Source organism: Brevibacillus laterosporus DSM 25, assembly GCF_002706795.1.
GTDB classification, from domain to species: domain Bacteria; phylum Bacillota; class Bacilli; order Brevibacillales; family Brevibacillaceae; genus Brevibacillus_B; species Brevibacillus_B laterosporus.
This window is the reverse complement of sequence record NZ_CP017705.1, coordinates 3141327-3158232: the sequence shown is the minus strand read 5'-3', so window position 1 is coordinate 3158232 and position 16906 is coordinate 3141327. Positions and strand designations below refer to the sequence as shown.

Annotated in this window: 13 protein-coding genes and 1 pseudogene; 1 reads left to right on the top strand and 13 read right to left on the bottom strand. The window is 42.4% G+C overall.

What is annotated here, in order from left to right; genetic code table 11:
- Positions 1 to 14: 14 nt before the first annotated feature.
- The 13 genes and pseudogenes from BrL25_RS15365 to nrdR form a co-directional block, all read right to left on the bottom strand.
- The gene (locus tag BrL25_RS15365) at positions 15 to 1508 is read right to left on the bottom strand and encodes a collagen-like protein (RefSeq protein ID WP_236848046.1); all 1494 of its coding nucleotides are present in this window, start codon (positions 1506 to 1508) and stop codon (positions 15 to 17) included.
- A 288-nt stretch (positions 1509 to 1796) separates the two neighbouring features.
- Positions 1797 to 2165 (bottom strand): GH25 family lysozyme, encoded by a 369-nt coding sequence (locus tag BrL25_RS26155; RefSeq protein ID WP_018671412.1) that lies wholly within the window; start codon positions 2163 to 2165, stop codon positions 1797 to 1799.
- Positions 2131 to 2785: pseudogene (locus tag BrL25_RS26400) on the bottom strand (GH25 family lysozyme). The gene BrL25_RS26155 and the pseudogene BrL25_RS26400 overlap by 35 nt, the downstream one beginning before the upstream one ends.
- A gap of 225 nt (positions 2786 to 3010) precedes the next feature.
- Positions 3011 to 4480: a lytic polysaccharide monooxygenase gene (locus BrL25_RS15345; RefSeq protein WP_018671414.1), complete on the bottom strand. Its 1470-nt coding sequence runs from the start codon at positions 4478 to 4480 to the stop codon at positions 3011 to 3013.
- A 356-nt stretch (positions 4481 to 4836) separates the two neighbouring features.
- A complete protein-coding gene (locus BrL25_RS15340; RefSeq protein WP_051088588.1) occupies positions 4837 to 5565 on the bottom strand; it encodes a lytic polysaccharide monooxygenase in 729 nt (242 codons plus the stop codon).
- 240 nt (positions 5566 to 5805) lie between these two features.
- Positions 5806 to 6636, bottom strand: coding sequence for a hypothetical protein (locus BrL25_RS15335; RefSeq protein ID WP_018671416.1), 831 nt, complete (start codon positions 6634 to 6636; stop codon positions 5806 to 5808).
- 45 nt (positions 6637 to 6681) lie between these two features.
- Positions 6682 to 8295 (bottom strand): helix-turn-helix domain-containing protein, encoded by a 1614-nt coding sequence (locus tag BrL25_RS15330; protein ID WP_018671417.1) that lies wholly within the window; start codon positions 8293 to 8295, stop codon positions 6682 to 6684.
- A 106-nt stretch (positions 8296 to 8401) separates the two neighbouring features.
- A complete protein-coding gene (locus BrL25_RS15325) occupies positions 8402 to 9421 on the bottom strand; it encodes an ABC transporter substrate-binding protein (protein ID WP_018671418.1) in 1020 nt (339 codons plus the stop codon).
- A gap of 306 nt (positions 9422 to 9727) precedes the next feature.
- The gene (locus BrL25_RS15320; RefSeq protein WP_018671419.1) at positions 9728 to 10681 is read right to left on the bottom strand and encodes an L-threonine 3-dehydrogenase; all 954 of its coding nucleotides are present in this window, start codon (positions 10679 to 10681) and stop codon (positions 9728 to 9730) included.
- A gap of 45 nt (positions 10682 to 10726) precedes the next feature.
- A complete protein-coding gene (locus tag BrL25_RS15315; protein WP_018671420.1) occupies positions 10727 to 11917 on the bottom strand; it encodes a glycine C-acetyltransferase in 1191 nt (396 codons plus the stop codon).
- 572 nt (positions 11918 to 12489) lie between these two features.
- On the bottom strand, positions 12490 to 13431 hold the full coding sequence (gene dnaI, locus BrL25_RS15310) for a primosomal protein DnaI (RefSeq protein WP_018671422.1): 942 nt from the start codon (positions 13429 to 13431) through the stop codon (positions 12490 to 12492).
- A complete protein-coding gene (locus BrL25_RS15305) occupies positions 13432 to 14937 on the bottom strand; it encodes a DnaD domain protein (protein WP_018671423.1) in 1506 nt (501 codons plus the stop codon). It abuts the gene before it with no gap.
- 100 nt (positions 14938 to 15037) lie between these two features.
- Entirely contained in the window at positions 15038 to 15526 is a 489-nt protein-coding gene (gene nrdR / locus BrL25_RS15300; protein ID WP_026315139.1) for a transcriptional regulator NrdR, read from the bottom strand.
- A 219-nt stretch (positions 15527 to 15745) separates the two neighbouring features.
- On the opposite strand from nrdR, the gene BrL25_RS15290 reads away from it, so the two are divergent.
- A complete protein-coding gene (locus tag BrL25_RS15290) occupies positions 15746 to 16879 on the top strand; it encodes an HD-GYP domain-containing protein (protein WP_018671426.1) in 1134 nt (377 codons plus the stop codon).
- Positions 16880 to 16906: the final 27 nt, after the last annotated feature.

Here is a 16906-nt window from a genome sequence, read left to right as displayed (position 1 = left end):
TCTATTTCTCTCTATTATGCGATTTGCGTGATAACAAGGTGTGCTGAAACAGGCCTTGTTCCTCCAGCGATAGGAGTGATGGTTAGTGCCGTGGCATTTCCAGCAGGATTTCGTACAGTGAGTATTGAATTGATGACTGTCGTTTGCACAAGAGCCATCCCTACTATCTGAGAAGTACCTGTTGCTCGCCCGACCACCGTATAGGCTAGGTCAGCGCCATTGAGAGTTAGAATCAGTTGGCCCGGTTCGGTCACACTCACCTGAAACAATACCTCATAAATGCCAATTGCAGTCAAGTTAAATGTACTGGGACCAGTACGGGCAATAGTAGTCCCACTAGTAGGTCCATTTTGTGGAAAACTTACGTCTGTACCGGGAGCAACTGTTGCTGCATTATCAGGAGGCATCAACGCAAAAAAATCTGCAAAGCTTAATATTCCGGTGGCTCCAGTCGAGCCGGTTGCTCCTGTGGCTCCCGTTGAACCTGCTGCTCCGGGCGAACCTGTTGCTCCCGTTGAACCTGCTGCTCCGGGCGAACCTGTTGCTCCCGTGGCTCCCGTTGAACCTGCTGCTCCGGGCGAACCTGTTGCTCCTGTGGCTCCCGTTGAACCTGCTGCTCCGGGCGAACCTGTTGCTCCTGTGGCTCCCGTTGAACCTGCTGCTCCGGGCGAACCTGTTGCTCCTGTGGCTCCCGTTGAACCTGTCGAGCCAGTGGATCCTGTGGCCCCCGTTGAACCTGCTGCTCCGGGCAAGCCAGTGGATCCCGTTGAACCTGCTGCTCCGGGCGAACCTGTTGCTCCTGTGGCTCCCGTTGAACCTGTCGAGCCGGGCGAGCCAGTGGATCCCGTTGAACCTGTCGGGCCGGTTGCTCCTGTGGCTCCCGTTGAACCTGTCGAGCCAGTGGCTCCTGTGGCCCCCGTTGAACCTGCTGCTCCGGGCAAGCCAGTGGATCCCGTTGAACCTGTCGAGCCGGTCGAGCCAGTGGCTCCCGTTGAACCTGTCGGGCCGGTTGCTCCTGTGGCTCCCGTTGAACCTGTCGGGCCGGTTGCTCCTGTGGCTCCCGTTGAACCTGTCGAGCCAGTGGCTCCTGTGGCTCCCGTTGAACCTGTCGAGCCGGTCGAGCCAGTGGCTCCCGTTGAACCTGTCGGGCCGGTTGCTCCTGTGGCTCCCGTTGAACCTGTCGGGCCGGTTGCTCCTGTGGCTCCCGTTGAACCTGTCGAGCCGGTCGAGCCAGTGGCTCCCGTTGAACCTGTCGGGCCGGTTGTTCCTGTGGCTCCCGTTGAACCTGTCGAGCCGGTCGAGCCAGTGGCTCCCGTTGGACAAGGTATACATGTAATCGGTGAACAAGTAGTGAAGTTCCTGCAAAAAGATGAACTTGAAGAAGAACTTTTACAACGTGCAAAAATTTTTTTGTTACTAAAGGGGTCGCGTCGCATAAAACCTGACAAATCAGGGTCATTTATTTTATCTAGAATATCCCTAATGTCCTCATAATTGTAATTTGGCAAAAAAACACCTCCAAATTTAAATATTACACATTATGCAAAATCGTACTATTTGTTATCATGCTTCTTAAATATTAACTTCCTACCCTTAGAAACTTTTTAGAATGGCCATTTAATCCGGAAAATTTATAAATATAAAAACGTATCAAAACAAACCTGTTCCTCATACCTTTTTAACCCTACTAAACCATAGGAGCGAGGTGTTAGCATGCACCTCTCTGTTTAGCCCCGTTTATGAATTCCATGTTATAGATCATCGTCCAAACTGATAACTGACACTCTCTTGATGAATTAATTTTGATTCTGTGGCACTTGTCCACTAGCAATCCTTACCCGATCAGCAAGCTCCCCAAGGTATTTCTCCTGTTCCTTCATCCCCATTGCGTCACTAACTTTCCATTGTGTTTTCAATACCAAAATAATTTCATCTGCTAGTACTCTACCCATAGTTGTTTCCCCCTTCAAAATTACATTCCAAAATTCTTTCTCCATACAGTTCATGTCCACGTTACCTTTAATACCAGCCACTTTCCCACAATCGGAATACTGGAAAACCGCCCAACGACTCCATGTAGGGTTTAGCATAGGTTGGTTTGTATTGTAATGGGCCACCCACAAAGGAAAGCTAGCAAGAGATTTCCCAAGGTTTTTTTTTTGCAAAATAAGCTCCTGTATAGATCATAGGCGTTTTTCCCGTGTTTTCTTTAACATGGGTAAGAAACGCAAGACAAAACGTTGTAATCTGTTCAGCTGTTAACCCCTTGTCCGTCTCGATATCAAGCACTAGCGGCATATTACACGGTAGCCCTTTGACAGTTTTGTACAAAATGTTCTGCTTGTGATTGAACAGATAAATCAGGGTGGGCAAAATGATAATAACCTACCTTAATTCCTGCTCTATTAGCTCCCTGAGCGTTTTCTTTCAACTTCCTATCAACTAGGCTCGTCCCTTCTGTTGCCTTGATAAAAGCGTACTTCACACCGTCAGATTCAACTTGATTCCGATTGATTTCCCCTTGCCATTTAGACACGTCTGGTACTGGTAAGCCGATACGTCCAGCGTTCTCTAAAATGGACAGCAGCTCATTAGCCATATAGAAAAAGATCGTTGCGCTACGGATCACATGTTGATCCCCTAAAGCAGTCTCTAGCATGTGATCAATAGCGATAATCCCAAAAATAAAAAGCTTTCTTGCTATCCCGATGAGTCCAATTTTGCTTTTTAGTTTCCCTTCTGCCGCACCTCCGACGGCTGAAAGAACTTTGAGTAAGTTTTCCATATATCTATCCCTTTCAAATAGGGAGCTGAGGCTCCCCAAATAAAATACGCCCTCTCTTTAATTAAGATGGGCGCTTACTTTCTTGGTGTTGCCATTATTGTTATTTCTCCTTATCGTGTAAACATTCTGTCCTAGCACGCCTCGGCAAATACAAAAAGGACCATTCAAAGCAAGCTATTGAATGGTCCCTTTTTCTTATCCTATTCTGTTACTGCCCAAGGTTACTTACTGTACAAGTGTCCATACAGATGATGTACTAGGTTCTTCCCCTTTTGTCCACCATTTCGCTTGATAGGTTTTACCCTCGTAGGAGACTTTTGCTCCACCTTGGTAGGCTTTCTCGCTGTTCCATTTTTGTACGACATCGCCCACTTGCTTCCATACATCAGAGTTATCGGGACGATCACCGCTAGTCCACCATTGCGCTTCATATTCTACGCCTTCATATATAACTCGATCGCCATTATTATAAACATTGTCTTTGTTCCATGTATCACCGGTGTTCCCATCCTGCTCTTTTTCAGTACGCACTGTTACTTTTTGAGAGAAAGCAGATTTATTACCAGCATGGTCAACAGCTACTACCATATAAGAATATGTTGTGTCTGCTTTTAAATCCTTGTCTGTAAACGTTGTTTCTCTAGTCGTTCCTACAAGTCGGCCATCACGATACACTTCATAGGCATGAATCCCATGAGGAGCTGTGGAAGCTGTCCAACTCAAATCAATTGTAGATTTGGTTTTTGCAGGCGAAACAAGATTACCTGGTGCTGTTGGCAATTCTACTTGTTCGTCTTCTTTACTTGTTTTCACTGTGAACGGCTTGGACAGTTCAGATTTATTTCCAGCAAAATCAACGGAACGAACTGTGTATGTGTAAGCTGTATCAAGAGTCAATTCTTTATCTTCAAAATACGCTTGGCTAGTTGTACCTACTAGACGACCATTACGATATACTTCATATTCTTTGATCCCCTCAGAAGCTGTCGAGGCTGACCAACGCAACTCGATACTTGTTGTTGTCTGTCCTGGAGAGGTCAAGTTGCTAGGAATTGTCGGTAATTGTACCTCTGGCTCTGTTGGGTTACCATCGTTTTTCAAATTTACGTCGATGGCTTGATAAAAAGCATTCCCTGTGTCAGCGATTTCCCATACACCAAGAATGATATGGTAGCCACTTCGATCGGTCGGTACATTAACGTTGTGAGAAACTGATTTAGGCGGAACTTTTCCACCATCGTTAAATTTTGCAATGAGCTCAAGATCATCGCGGCCTAATGGTTTGTTCGGATTCCAATCTTTTTTCGTTATATAATATTTCCAGTCACCTGTAGAATGTGGAGCAGTCAAATACCATGTAAAAGTGTTTTTTCCGCCCTTCATGTCTACTTTTTTCCATCTACTATCTGTTTGAGCGAAGAGTTCCGTATATTTTCCTGCCCCTGTGATCTCACCATCCTTAGGTCCAGATTGTGGAAAATTACCTTTCCCTTCTACACTTTGCGGTTCATATTGAACTTGACCGCAACCAACATTTTGTCCTTGCTTACACAGCAAAGCTCTACTCGTTGGTGATTCAATGTACCCATGTGCTGACGCGCTACTTGCAAATACCATCGTACCAGCCATAGCTGCCAGCGTTATTCCAAAAGCTACAGAGCTCTTTCCAAAAACCGTTTTCCATTGCAAAGCCATTCTGTCTACCTCCTAGTATGTGATGTTCTAGGTTATACGAAATACTTTGTAACATTTGTTATTTTATTAAAATTGGTAGCATTTTAGATAGATTCTTTACGACTGAATTATCACACTACAATAGTCACATTTTTAAACTGGCTCATTTCTTAAAGAGGAGACAAATTTTTGAACAAAAGGTAGTAAAAAGATGGAAACTCTCAATATTTCCTGTATGCGTTTTCTATGTACACTACTTTAGGCTGAAAGAACTACATTTATGTTATTACTAAACTATTTTTTTTGCATAGGTTTTTTGACTCAAAAAACCGAATAATAGGCGTTTTAGTGACACCCATTATTCGGTCTATACCTAATCAGTATAGTGTGCGCAGATCATCAGCAAACCATTGATCACGCAGCAGAATACTTCCCTGTGTAATTTGTTGTACCGTAGAAAAGATAGGACTTACCTTTCCCATTTGAGGAGCTTGTTGTTCTACAGTAGCCTTGCTCAAATCAATAGAGACTTGCTCAGTAGCAGCGCTTTTGACCAGATTAACGTCTATCACTTGATAAAAAGCATTCGTGGTATCCGCAATCTCCCACACGGCCAGAATAAGATGATAACCACTGTGATCAGTTGGTACATTGCATGTATGAGTCACCGTAGTACCAGATCTGTTCCCACCATCGTAATAGTAACAAAACGGAACTATGTCTAAGTCGGAGCGAGCAAGTGGTTTATTGGGATTCCAGCCATTTTTCGTAATGTAATACTTCCACTCCTTCGTGCTATGCGATGCTGTCAATCTCCACTTAAACGTATTGGCTCCACCATGCATCGTTACCTTCTTCCAACGATCAGCGGTTTGTGTATACAGATCGGGATAGCGTCCAGCTCCTGTGATTTGTCCATCTGGTGGGCCAGATTGTGGAAAGGACCCTTCCCCTTCTACGCTCTGAGGCTCATACTGAATGGGACCACAATTAATGTTTTTGCCTTGTTTACACATATACGCTCGGCTTGTAGGTGATTCAACATAGCCGTGAGCTGATACACGTTCAGCAATGAACATAGCCCCTGCTATCATTAATACTAGCATCCCAAAAGCAACACATACCTTGATTGCCATCCTGCTCATAACGCTCTGTTCTGTCATTTAATGACCTCCCATGATGTGGTAAAGCAAAGTTCTGACACGGCCGAAATGCTCACCTCCGTTTATAACATTAGTAATATTATAAAAATGAAAGTCATTGTTTAGAACGTATACAAACTATTTTTTGACAATTTATTAGCGTTTTGATATTTTTTGCTACATTTATGAGGTGTAATTACCTAATTATTCTGACAACCACCAATTGCCTGAAGCTGTGATCATGGTCAATAATCGGATACTATTGTCAAAATACTCATTTGACTTGGTGGAAGAGCTAGCCATATGTGTCCATAATTTGTTTATCCAATCCTGATTTTTGGAATCAATCATAGCACTAACAGCAAAAGGAGCCGTATAGGCCATAGAATTAAAATCAGCTTTTGGCAATACTTTTCCATCTAAGCTGTAGCCTGACATAACTTTGTTAGGTTTTTTTGATGTAGTTTTCTGAATCCATGCATTTAAGGTTGTAATTGGGGTATGATAGTGCTCTTGTATGTAAAATAGTGCTTTTTCAATAGACGGGATCCCCTGATGTTTTCGAATATCCCGCTTTTGCGAAAAGACAATGTGCAATAGTTCGTCTAATAGAAAGCGACATTGACTGTTCTGCGCTGATTGTACCGGCTGATATTGCTCTACGATTTTCTGTATTAATACATAAGCCTGGTAAGGAAGAAATTCAGTCATCCAGCCGCTTGGAGGCAAGTGATCATGATTCTTGCCATATCGTATATTTTCTTCCGTATATTCGACAAGCTCATAATACTCAAAACCAACTTGATAAACCAGAGGAGCAGTATCCTCATTATACTCCACTGTTATTGCATCATTCGGACGTAAGAACATGACGTTTCCCTTTGATAGTTGATAAAGGGTTGTGTCAATTACGATTTGAATCTGCCCTAACGTAGTAAGTAAAGTCGGTGTTTCAGCCGTAAACGTGATAGAAGATGCGCCATCCTCCCATAAAAATACCTGTGATTTCTTTACGATCTGTATAGAAGAATCCAAGATGCATCTCCTCCATCACTTCCGGTGTTTAGTATCCATGTAAAATTAATAAGCAAGCACCCTCATCACATCATCAATCTTCCTGCTATTGGCAATAACTCCATGGCTCATCCATGTCATGAAATCCACCTCATACACACGTTTTTTCTGAACAGCCGGAATGGATTGCCAAGTGGGATGATATAGTTGCTTTTTTTCTGCATCTTCACCTTCATCATGCCATTTGTCAAATGTGTAGAATAGATGATCTGCGTCCAACTCAGAAAGGTCTTCCCATGACAAGCATCTTCTTTCAGATACTCCTCTTAATTGGCTAACGAGTGGATGTGGTTTCATCCCCAAATCTCGATATAATACAGGACCCGTATAAAGGTAATCTATGCTGATATAATTAGCTGATACTCGCAGGAAAGCAAATGTCTGTCCTTTTACAGATCGAGACAATACTTCTTTAGCCTTTGCGACTTTATTCTCATACTGCATAATTACTTGCTCTGCCATATTGGTCCGCCCTAGCATATCCGCCACGGTACGCAATGTGGAACGCCAATCATCCACAGGGTGATGAATGACACTAGTACGTGCAATCTGCCGACATTGATCGTAGATACCTGCTAAGCTTTGAACCCCTTGTCTGACCATAATAAAGTCTGGGTTGTAGTGGGATAATTGATGAATGTCCTCTGTCAGGACATCATGCGTCGGGATATGCTGTAAACCCAGATAATCCAGCTTCCCCCATCCCCCATGCGACCACTGTACAATCGGAGTTACACCTAATGCCAGTAAATAATCCTCCAAAAACAATGATACGATCCGAAGGTCGCTACGCTGATTATCCCGGTATTGTCCTGGGGCTACACCAACCATTTGTTTAAAACGACGATTAAAATAGAATTCATTGTTGAATCCAACCTGCTCTGCTATTTCATGAATCCGATCGTCCGTCCTACTAAGTAATTGTTTAGCTCTGTCTATCCGCAATTTATTTACAAAATCAAGTGGAATATGCCCCGTCATTTCCTTAAAAATACGCGTATATTTATAACGAGCGACGTTAGCATCAGCCGCCAATTGATCCACTGTCATCGGTTCATAATAATGTTTTCGCACATGTTCAACAGAGCGCTCCACCGCACGGCGTATGTCCAAATGACTCTGAGAAGTATTTTGTTGAAAAACGAAACGGAGTAATTCCTCAAAGCGTACGTGGTTATAAAATCTTTCCATGTCATCAGCATCATTTCGATGACAATATATCGCTTCCACCAAATCAAGACATTTGGAAAAAGGAGAGCAAGTTACAGCTCCAAGGAAAGGAAATGAATCACTTCTCTCCTCCTTCTTCTTTGTTAAAAGAGAAGCTGTAGCTTGAATAGACAGCTTATTGAAAGTTAATTGATAGAAACATAGAGACGGCTCTACAGCTTGAATGAACAGAGATTGCTCTGGTCCAATTAAGAAGCAGCTTTCCCGATCCATATGAAAGTGCTCTTCTTCTATTTTCAGCTTTCCCTTCCCATCAGTCACAACAATCAAGCTATAATTGCTTGTCTCATTATCTTTCTGGTGATGACCAGTAGGGAGCGTGCAATATTGGATATCTACTAAGAGAAAGAGGGCACTTGGACTACTTATCAAGCTTGCTACCTGGCTCATCATACCACTCCATTGATAATAATTCTCATTCAAAATATTATAAAACAAAAAAGAAAGTTCTTCAACATAAGCTGAAGTCCTCTCTTCTTTAACGCAAATAGACCTACTATTTGGTTTTAATAGGAAATATTTTCAATAAATCATCAATCTTAATCGTATTCGCTTTAATCGAGCCTGATTGCCAGTGTGTTCTTTCCATTTGATAAACATGCCCATTCTTAACCGCAGGCAGAGCCTTCCATAATGGGTCCTCCAATAATGCAACAGCTTGTTTATTTTCTTGCGATGTCCATGTGCCATTGGATGGGAATATGATAATGTGATCAGCAGTAAACTCTGGTATCTTCTCTAGTGACACAATTTCGTGAGTTACAATCTTTTTCACAGGCTCATATGGCTCTAATCCTAAATCTTCATAGATCATTCTTGTATAGGCGTTTTTGAGTCCAAAAAGAGCCAATGAAGGCTTTTCACCAACATTTAAACGAATAACCGCTACTGTCTCCCTACCTATTGACGAATTCAGCTTCTCTTTAGCATCAGTAACTTGTTTCTGGTACTCTTTTAATACACTTTCAGCCTTTTCAGGCATGCCTACTATATCTGCTACTCTTTTAAACGTTTCTACAGCATTTTTATTAAAGGAATCTGGTATTCGATATGTAGGAGCTACCTTGGAGTATGCTTCATATTTGGTCGCATCTACTCCTCCATCAACAATGATTAAATCAGGATTAGCTTCAATTAAAGCTTCTATACTGCCCGTTATATCGAATGTTGGTACATCTAATCCGAGATAATCCTGCTTACCCCACGCTGGATGGTACCATTGCACAATTGGTGTAATTCCTAATGCGACTAAAGGATCTTCCAAATAAATGGCGGCTATTCGTTTTGGATGGACCGGAATCTCCACTTCTCCAAACTCGTCCTTAACCACACGTGTTTGTGATTGCTTCGTTGTTTCCTTGTCATTGGCCTGACTCTCACTTTGCTGTCCATTCTCCACGCTCTTCTGAGTCTGTGTAACTGCTTCCTGTGGTTGTTTTCCGCACCCAGCTACAAGGTACATCACGACAAGCAAAACAGCCACCCAAGCAGTCATGTTCCAACGTGACCTTATCATAATCCTTACCCTCTCCCATACAATTACGATTTGCCGAAAAAGCTTCTGTATGATAGTGATTATCATTATTATCCAAGCAAATTTTAAATGATCATCTATGCTTTTCACAATGCACGTTCGCTACTATTTTTTATACAAACTCTTGTGAACGTATCCTGTAAGCTTATATGCATAGCTCTTTTTTCTCGTTCTACATGAAAATATAAAAAAAGCAGAGGATTATCTCCCCTGCTTTCTTTCATCCACACAATAGACGATAGCACACTATATCTGCTGTTCAGCTACTCCAGCTCTAGCTACTATCGCTTAGATGCCAGCCGCTACTTGCAATTTATCCCGAAGCTTAGCCAGCATATCAGTTGTCATTTTTTCTAAATCATATTCCGCCTTAAAGCCCCACTCCACTTTAGCCGCTGTGGCATCAATTGAATTTGGCCAACTGTCTGCAATACCTTGTCTAATTGGATCAACTTGGTAATTCATCTCAAATGTCGGAATATGCTTCTTGATCTCCTGTGCAATTTGCTCTGGCTCAAAGCTCATTGCTGTGACGTTAAAGGCGTTACGGTGTTGTAATGTAGACGCATCTGCTTCCATCAAATTAATGATAGCGTTGAGTGCATCTGGCATGTACATCATATCCATATAAGTACCTTTTTGAATGTATGAGGTGTAACGTCCATTTTTAATTGCCTCATAATAAATTTCCACAGCATAGTCGGTTGTTCCCCCACCTGGAGGTGTTACGTAGGAAATCAGCCCTGGGAAGCGTACACCGCGTGTATCTACTCCGAATTTTTGGTAGTAGTAATCACACAACAATTCTCCAGAAACCTTATTCACCCCATACATGGTAACAGGACGCTGAATTGTGTCCTGAGGTGTATTATCTTTTGGTGTTGTTGGCCCGAATGCACCGATTGAACTTGGTGTAAAAAATTGGCAATTAAGTTCTCTTGCTATTTCTAGTGCATTCACCAGTCCGCCCATGTTTAAATTCCAAGCGAGCAATGGCTTTGCTTCCGCTGTCGCAGACAACAGAGCTGCCAAATGCATAATGGTATCCACCTTGTACTTTGTAGCAATATCGTGCATAGCCTTTGCATCTGTTACATCTAAAATCTCAAATGGTCCCTCTTGCCCCTCAACCTGGCGAATATCAGTGGCAATCACGGATTCTGTTCCGTATACACTCCGTAATTTTGTGACCAATTCTGAGCCAATTTGTCCAAGCGCTCCTGTTACCATTATTCTTTTCATATGGGTTGACCCCTTTCGTCCTGTTGTTCCTTTTGCTCAGTAGGGTTAAATGATTCCCATTTCCTTACCTACTTTTTTGTAAGTGGCCAACGCTTGATCTAACATTTCTTTCGTATGCGCCGCAGTTGGCATATTGCGGACACGTCCCGTTCCTTTAGCAACCGTTGGGAATACAATAGCTTTTGCATAAACGCCTTCTTCATACAATCGCTTACTAAATTCCTGTGTTTTTATTTCATCCCCAATAATGCAAGGTGTGATTGGAGTCTCGCTCTCTCCGATATTAAAACCGAGCTCTTTCAAACCCTTTTTCAGGTAATTACCATTCTCCCAGAGGCGATCATGTAATTCGGTGCTTTCTGTCAAAATGTTAATTGCTTTGGTAATCGCTGCGACATCTCCTGGTGTAAGTGCAGTGGAGAATAGGAAAGGTCTACTACGTACTTTAAGCCAATCAATTAGCTCTTGTTTACCAGCTACATAACCACCTACTACCCCAATCGCTTTTGACAGCGTTCCGATCTGGAAGTCTACCTTGTCAGATAAGCCAAAATGCTTAACGGTTCCCGCCCCTTTACCAAGAACGCCAGATCCATGAGCATCATCCACATACGTGATTAAATCGAATTCCTCAGCAATTTCTACAATTTCTGGTAGCTTGGCAATATCTCCATCCATAGAGAAAACACCATCTGTAATCACCATGATTTTATTGTACAGACCAGATTCCTTCGCCTCTTTTGCTTTTTGACGAAGATCATCCATGTCAGAATGGTTATAACGGATCGTTTTGGCTTTAGATAGACGGCATCCATCGATAATGGATGCATGGTTTAATTCATCTGATAGAATTGCATCATTTTTATCCATCACGGCTGAAATGGCAGCCATATTACAGTTAAACCCAGACTGGTAAGCAATAGCCGCCTCGGTATGTTTAAATTCTGCTAATGTGTTTTCTAAAGTAATATGGATATCCAATGTCCCGTTAATTGTACGAACGGCACCTGCTCCAACACCATACTTTGCAATCGCTTGGTATGCTGCTTCCTTCAAGCGTTCATCTGTTGCCAAACCCAGATAGTTGTTGGAAGAAAGGTTAACCAGTTTTTTGCCTTTAATGGTAATAACAGCCCCGTTGGCACTCTCCAAAGGATCAATAACGTTATATAGGCCCTTGCTTTTAAGTTCTGCTAAATTTCCTTGTAAAAACTCTTGCAACCCTCTGCTGGACATCCTTTTATCCCTCCATAGGTATCTTGGTTTTTTATCTTTTCATAAATACGATACTACCCATTACATTTGGTAAGGAAGACAGGATTACCACTCTTCCCAGAGAAAACAAATGTCCTCTCTGTACGTACATAATGATGTTGTTTTAACCGCGTAATCATCTTCCTATTCTAGTTTTAAAAGTACCACATGATCCCCATAATGTCCACACACCAAACACAATATTTTTCAGTATCATCAGTTAATTCACAGTAATCAGTCACTATAACCCTTTGATAGCAAGAGTTTCACTCCACAGACATGTTTTCTGAATAATCAAACATCATTATCGCTATGTATTTCTAGGGAATACATTTGTCTTTTTTATTTTATGCCGTCCCGTTTTCAATATAAGCTTTGTATGTCTTTTTCAAAAGGACATTTTTGACAAGACAACTAGGCAACCAATCACTAAAATATTTCCATAAACTGACCCTAATCCAGACAAAAGAACCCAAGTAAAGGACTTATCTGCTTGTCCAATACTTGGGTTGCCTGCCAAACAATATGCTCCTAGGCACTTACCCCGGCATAGGCTATCTTTTTCGACGGTTCATTCCTTCAATCTCTACAACCTCTACATAATGACGAATCCGTTCCAGAATTCGGCGCGCCTTCGTTACTTCGATACGTGAACCATTACTGATGGCAAAATGCTCTTCCAATTCTTCGAGAGAATAGTTAGAAGCAAATAAAGTTGGTAGATGATTGTTAATTCGCTGATTTAAAATGACCCCAATCACTTCATCACGAATCCACGGAGTTACATTCTCCGCTCCTAGATCATCTAGGATCAAAACAGGAATCTCTTTTAGTAGTTCCAGTTTACCAACATAGGATTGATCGGAGAGGGATTCTTTCAACTCTCTAATGAAGTCTGGGACATAGACCATTAAGGAAGAAATGTTACTCTCCGATAGTTCACGTGCGATAGCAGCCATCAGATAGCTCTTGCCAACCCCAAAGCCCCCGTGAACATACAGGCCTCGTGCTGCTTGCTTCTTATCGCCTTTCATTTCTCGACAGAAACGCATCGCCTGACGAATCGCTTCTTTATTGGAATCATTCATATCCATATGATGAAAACTAGCTTGAAGTGTTTCTTCAGACACATAGTAGCTTCGCATCATTTTACGTGTACGAAGTGTCTCATCGTAAGCTAATTGCTTTTCACAGGGACTTAGAGCGGACACAATGTGTTTGTTTTGCACCTGCAGCTTATTCGTATGCCCCTTTACCAAATTAGGACATTCAGACAGCCCAGGACAATTCTCACAATAATAGTGCTCCTTCACCGATTCATACACTGCTGAAAGAGAGCGAAACAAATCTTCCCTAGTTAATTCAGGATGCTTCTGCTGAAAGGATTTTAGATAGAGAGACGAACGCATCATTTTATCCAATTGTTCATCTGGACTTAAAATATGACGTGGAGTTCGTTTCGCCAACTCCTCCATAAACTGACGCAAAGGTTCCATCTAATGTTCGTCCCCCTTCTTCGGCTGTCGTAGTGATTCGTACAATTCTTTCAGCTCTGGATCATCCATAATGGTTTTTTTCACTTGTTTGACGCGTTTTTTCCGATCAGTATCAACTGCCTCTGCTTCCTCACGATCCAACTGTCGCTGTACAGCAGCAGGTAGCTTATCCTGCAACAATGCTCGCGAATTACTGCGCCGACCCCGGTTAGAGGATAATCCACCTTTAGACGACCCCACTGGAGATTGAGCCGTTTGATTCTCCATAGCCTGATTCTTGGCTTCTGCCCGCTCTAAAATGACCCTCACTGCTTCATCCACGGTGGAAATCGCTTTAGCTTTCCAGCTATCTCGAATGGTTTCTACGTAAGCTTTTGGTAGTTCCATTTTCGTTTCACGCATCGCGTATAACAACAAAGCATTTACGACCTCTGCCGGCATTGAATCTCCGAAGACCAAGCTCTCCGCCCGTTCTAAATACGCACGCGAAATTCTACCTCCCACCGCTTGTTCTAATATGATCAGCGGTGAAAGCTCTCGACAGACTCGTAGAAAGACTTCCGTTCCCGGAGCTGGTATTTTCCCAGGGCAGAGATGTTCCAAATAGCCATCAGCTAATGAACGTCGCTCACGCGTCAGCTGGTTATCTACATATCGCTCGCGTAGTCGTTTACGCAATAGTTCTGTGCTCAGAGCTCCTTTTGAATCAAAAAGATTCCAATCCCGTAGCTCTTGACTTAATAAATAGCTGTCCACTTGATAAAAAGAGAGTAACTGATAAAAAAACGGAATGGTTTCCTGTGTTACTACCTTAGAGGCTTGTACATGACTAGGTAGGCTAGCTCGTAAAAAGGATAAATCCAACTGTTTATCTGGCTCCGCTTCATAATGATTAGCGAGGGAGGCTGTAGGGTGCTTTTCTTGCATGTGAGCAAAAAATCGATCTGTTTCCGACCCAGGACGTATTTCCAGCTCAGAGGCTGACAAATTGTGATATACCTCATAAAAACGCTTGGTTACATCTTCTTCATACGGATACTCCTCCGCTAGATTACTCCATAGCTGGTCAGCATAGGTACGACGAAGCTGTTCGTATTTGACTTTTCCAACTTGATTGAGCAACATAACAGGAAGGATATCTTCCTGAAAAAATTGAGCGGGAGTTAGCGGTGGCAAGACGATATACTCATAAAAAAAGTCATGTTCGCGATTCTCACGACGACGGACCTTTAATAAATCCATCGCTTCTAGACGTTCTCTGGCTTGCAATAGGCGATCCAACGGCAAGGATGTCATCATCATCAGACTCCGGTGCGTCCCTTCGCTTGCTGCTCCACTCTTTTCATCCACCTCGTGCATTAATAATTGATACAACGAATAGGATGATACCCCTAGTAAGGGCAAATAAAGATGGGTAACGAATCCCATCTCTATCATACTCAGCGGCCTTATGAATCTCACTAAATAGCGATCGTTGGGCGCAAGTTCGTTCCACATGACACGCATCGACCAAAACCCTTCCTTACGTTCATAGTTTCTCTATTATATCATTTCTTCTGTCGTGTTACGTAGGAGAGGTTTGGAAGCTTAGAGAAAAAAATGTTTTTTATTCTGGTTTATTCATTTTAGGCGGCTGATTCCGCGCTTGTTCCAAAAGCTCTTCCAATTCTCGCATAAATACGTTAATATCTTTAAATTGACGATAAACGGAAGCAAAACGAACATAAGCTACCTCATCCACATGGTAGAGGCGCTCCATGACCATTTCTCCTACTTCTTTGCTAGGAACCTCAGCTTTTCCCTGGCTACGTAGTTCTCGTTCGATTTCATTTACAATATTCTCTAATATCTCCAATGTCACAGGCCGCTTTTCGCAAGCACGAATCAACCCACGTAAAATTTTATCACGGCTATACTCTTCTCTTGTTCCATCCTTTTTAATAATTAACAGTGGTGTTTCTTCCACCATTTCAAATGTAGTGAATCTTCTGCCGCAGTCTTCGCACTCTCGACGGCGTCTGATTGATTTGTTGTTATTAAATGGGCGGGAATCCAATACCCTTGTCCCATTGAATTCACAAAATGGGCAACGCATTAGCCATCATCTCCAAAATGATTACTCAGTTAGATCAACATCATTCTAAAAAAGAAAGACTTGATTTTATTCAATAAATTTGCGTGTAAATTATTGAAGTTTTTCTTTAGAGTCCCATATCCAGTAAGGTTAGTCAAGGGAAAAGCGAATATCCTATTCCCATTTGTCCATAATTTTTTTAAAATGAGATAGTATCTAACAGCAAGGGAGGGTTCTTGCATGCGCCTAGTCTCGTTGCGACATGTTCAACCTGGGATGAAATTGGGAAGGACCGTTTTTACAGATGATGGAAAAGTCCTGCTTGGGGCAGGTATGCAGCTGAGTGAAAGATTGGTAAGTGGTCTACAACGCATGGGAATTGATTCCGTCTATATTGATGACCCGCACACATCAGATATTGAGGTAGAAGATGTTATACGACCAGAGACAAGGCAAGATGCTTTGGAAGTCATACATAAAACCGTGCAACAACTGCGTAATACCAATAAAGTTGCTCGTCGGGTCTCTGTCAAAGATATGGGTATGCATTTCCAGCAGGTCTTTCATAAGATTTTAAATGATCTATCTGGTGCAAAAGATGTCATGATTCATCTAGCTAACATCTCCTCTCACTCGGGAGCAATGTATCATCACAGCGTTAACGTCGCCGTCATGGCTACAGCTGTTGGCATGTCACTTGGCTACAACACGACCCAATTACGTGATTTGGGGATCGGGGCCTTGTTACACGACATCGGAAAAACAGCTTTGCCAAAAGAATTGTTGGACAAGACCGACCGTTGGAACGAAGCTGAAATGGAGCAGGCCAAAGAGCATACGCGTCTTGGATTTGATATCATTCGAAAACAACACGATATTTCGTTATTGTCTGCTCACGTTGCTTTTCAGCATCATGAACGGATGGATGGAAGTGGCTATCCGCAACAACTGCAGGGTGACAAGTTCCATGAGTATGCGCAAATCGTAGCTATTTGTGACGTGTATGATTCTCTAACTACCCCAAGACGTTGGAGAAAACGCTATATGCCACAAGATGCCCTTGAATACCTGCTTGGTTCAGGTGGCTATTTGTTCCAACATCACTTGGTGGATGCCTTTCGCAAGCATATCGCTGTCTTTCCACTGGGTAGCGGCGTCGTACTCAATAACGGAGAAAGCGGCGTAGTCTGTAAAGTAGATCCAGAATGCTGTCATCGTCCAACGATACGCATTTTGCGGGATGGGCGTGGCAATGACTTGCTTACCCCGTACGAAGTTAATTTGAAATATAATTTAAAATTATTTATTACGCAATTTGAAGATGAAACATTATTTACTTTTATGGAATCTAAGCATATTGCACCGGAATTTTAAATCATCTAGTTAATTTTACAATCAGCA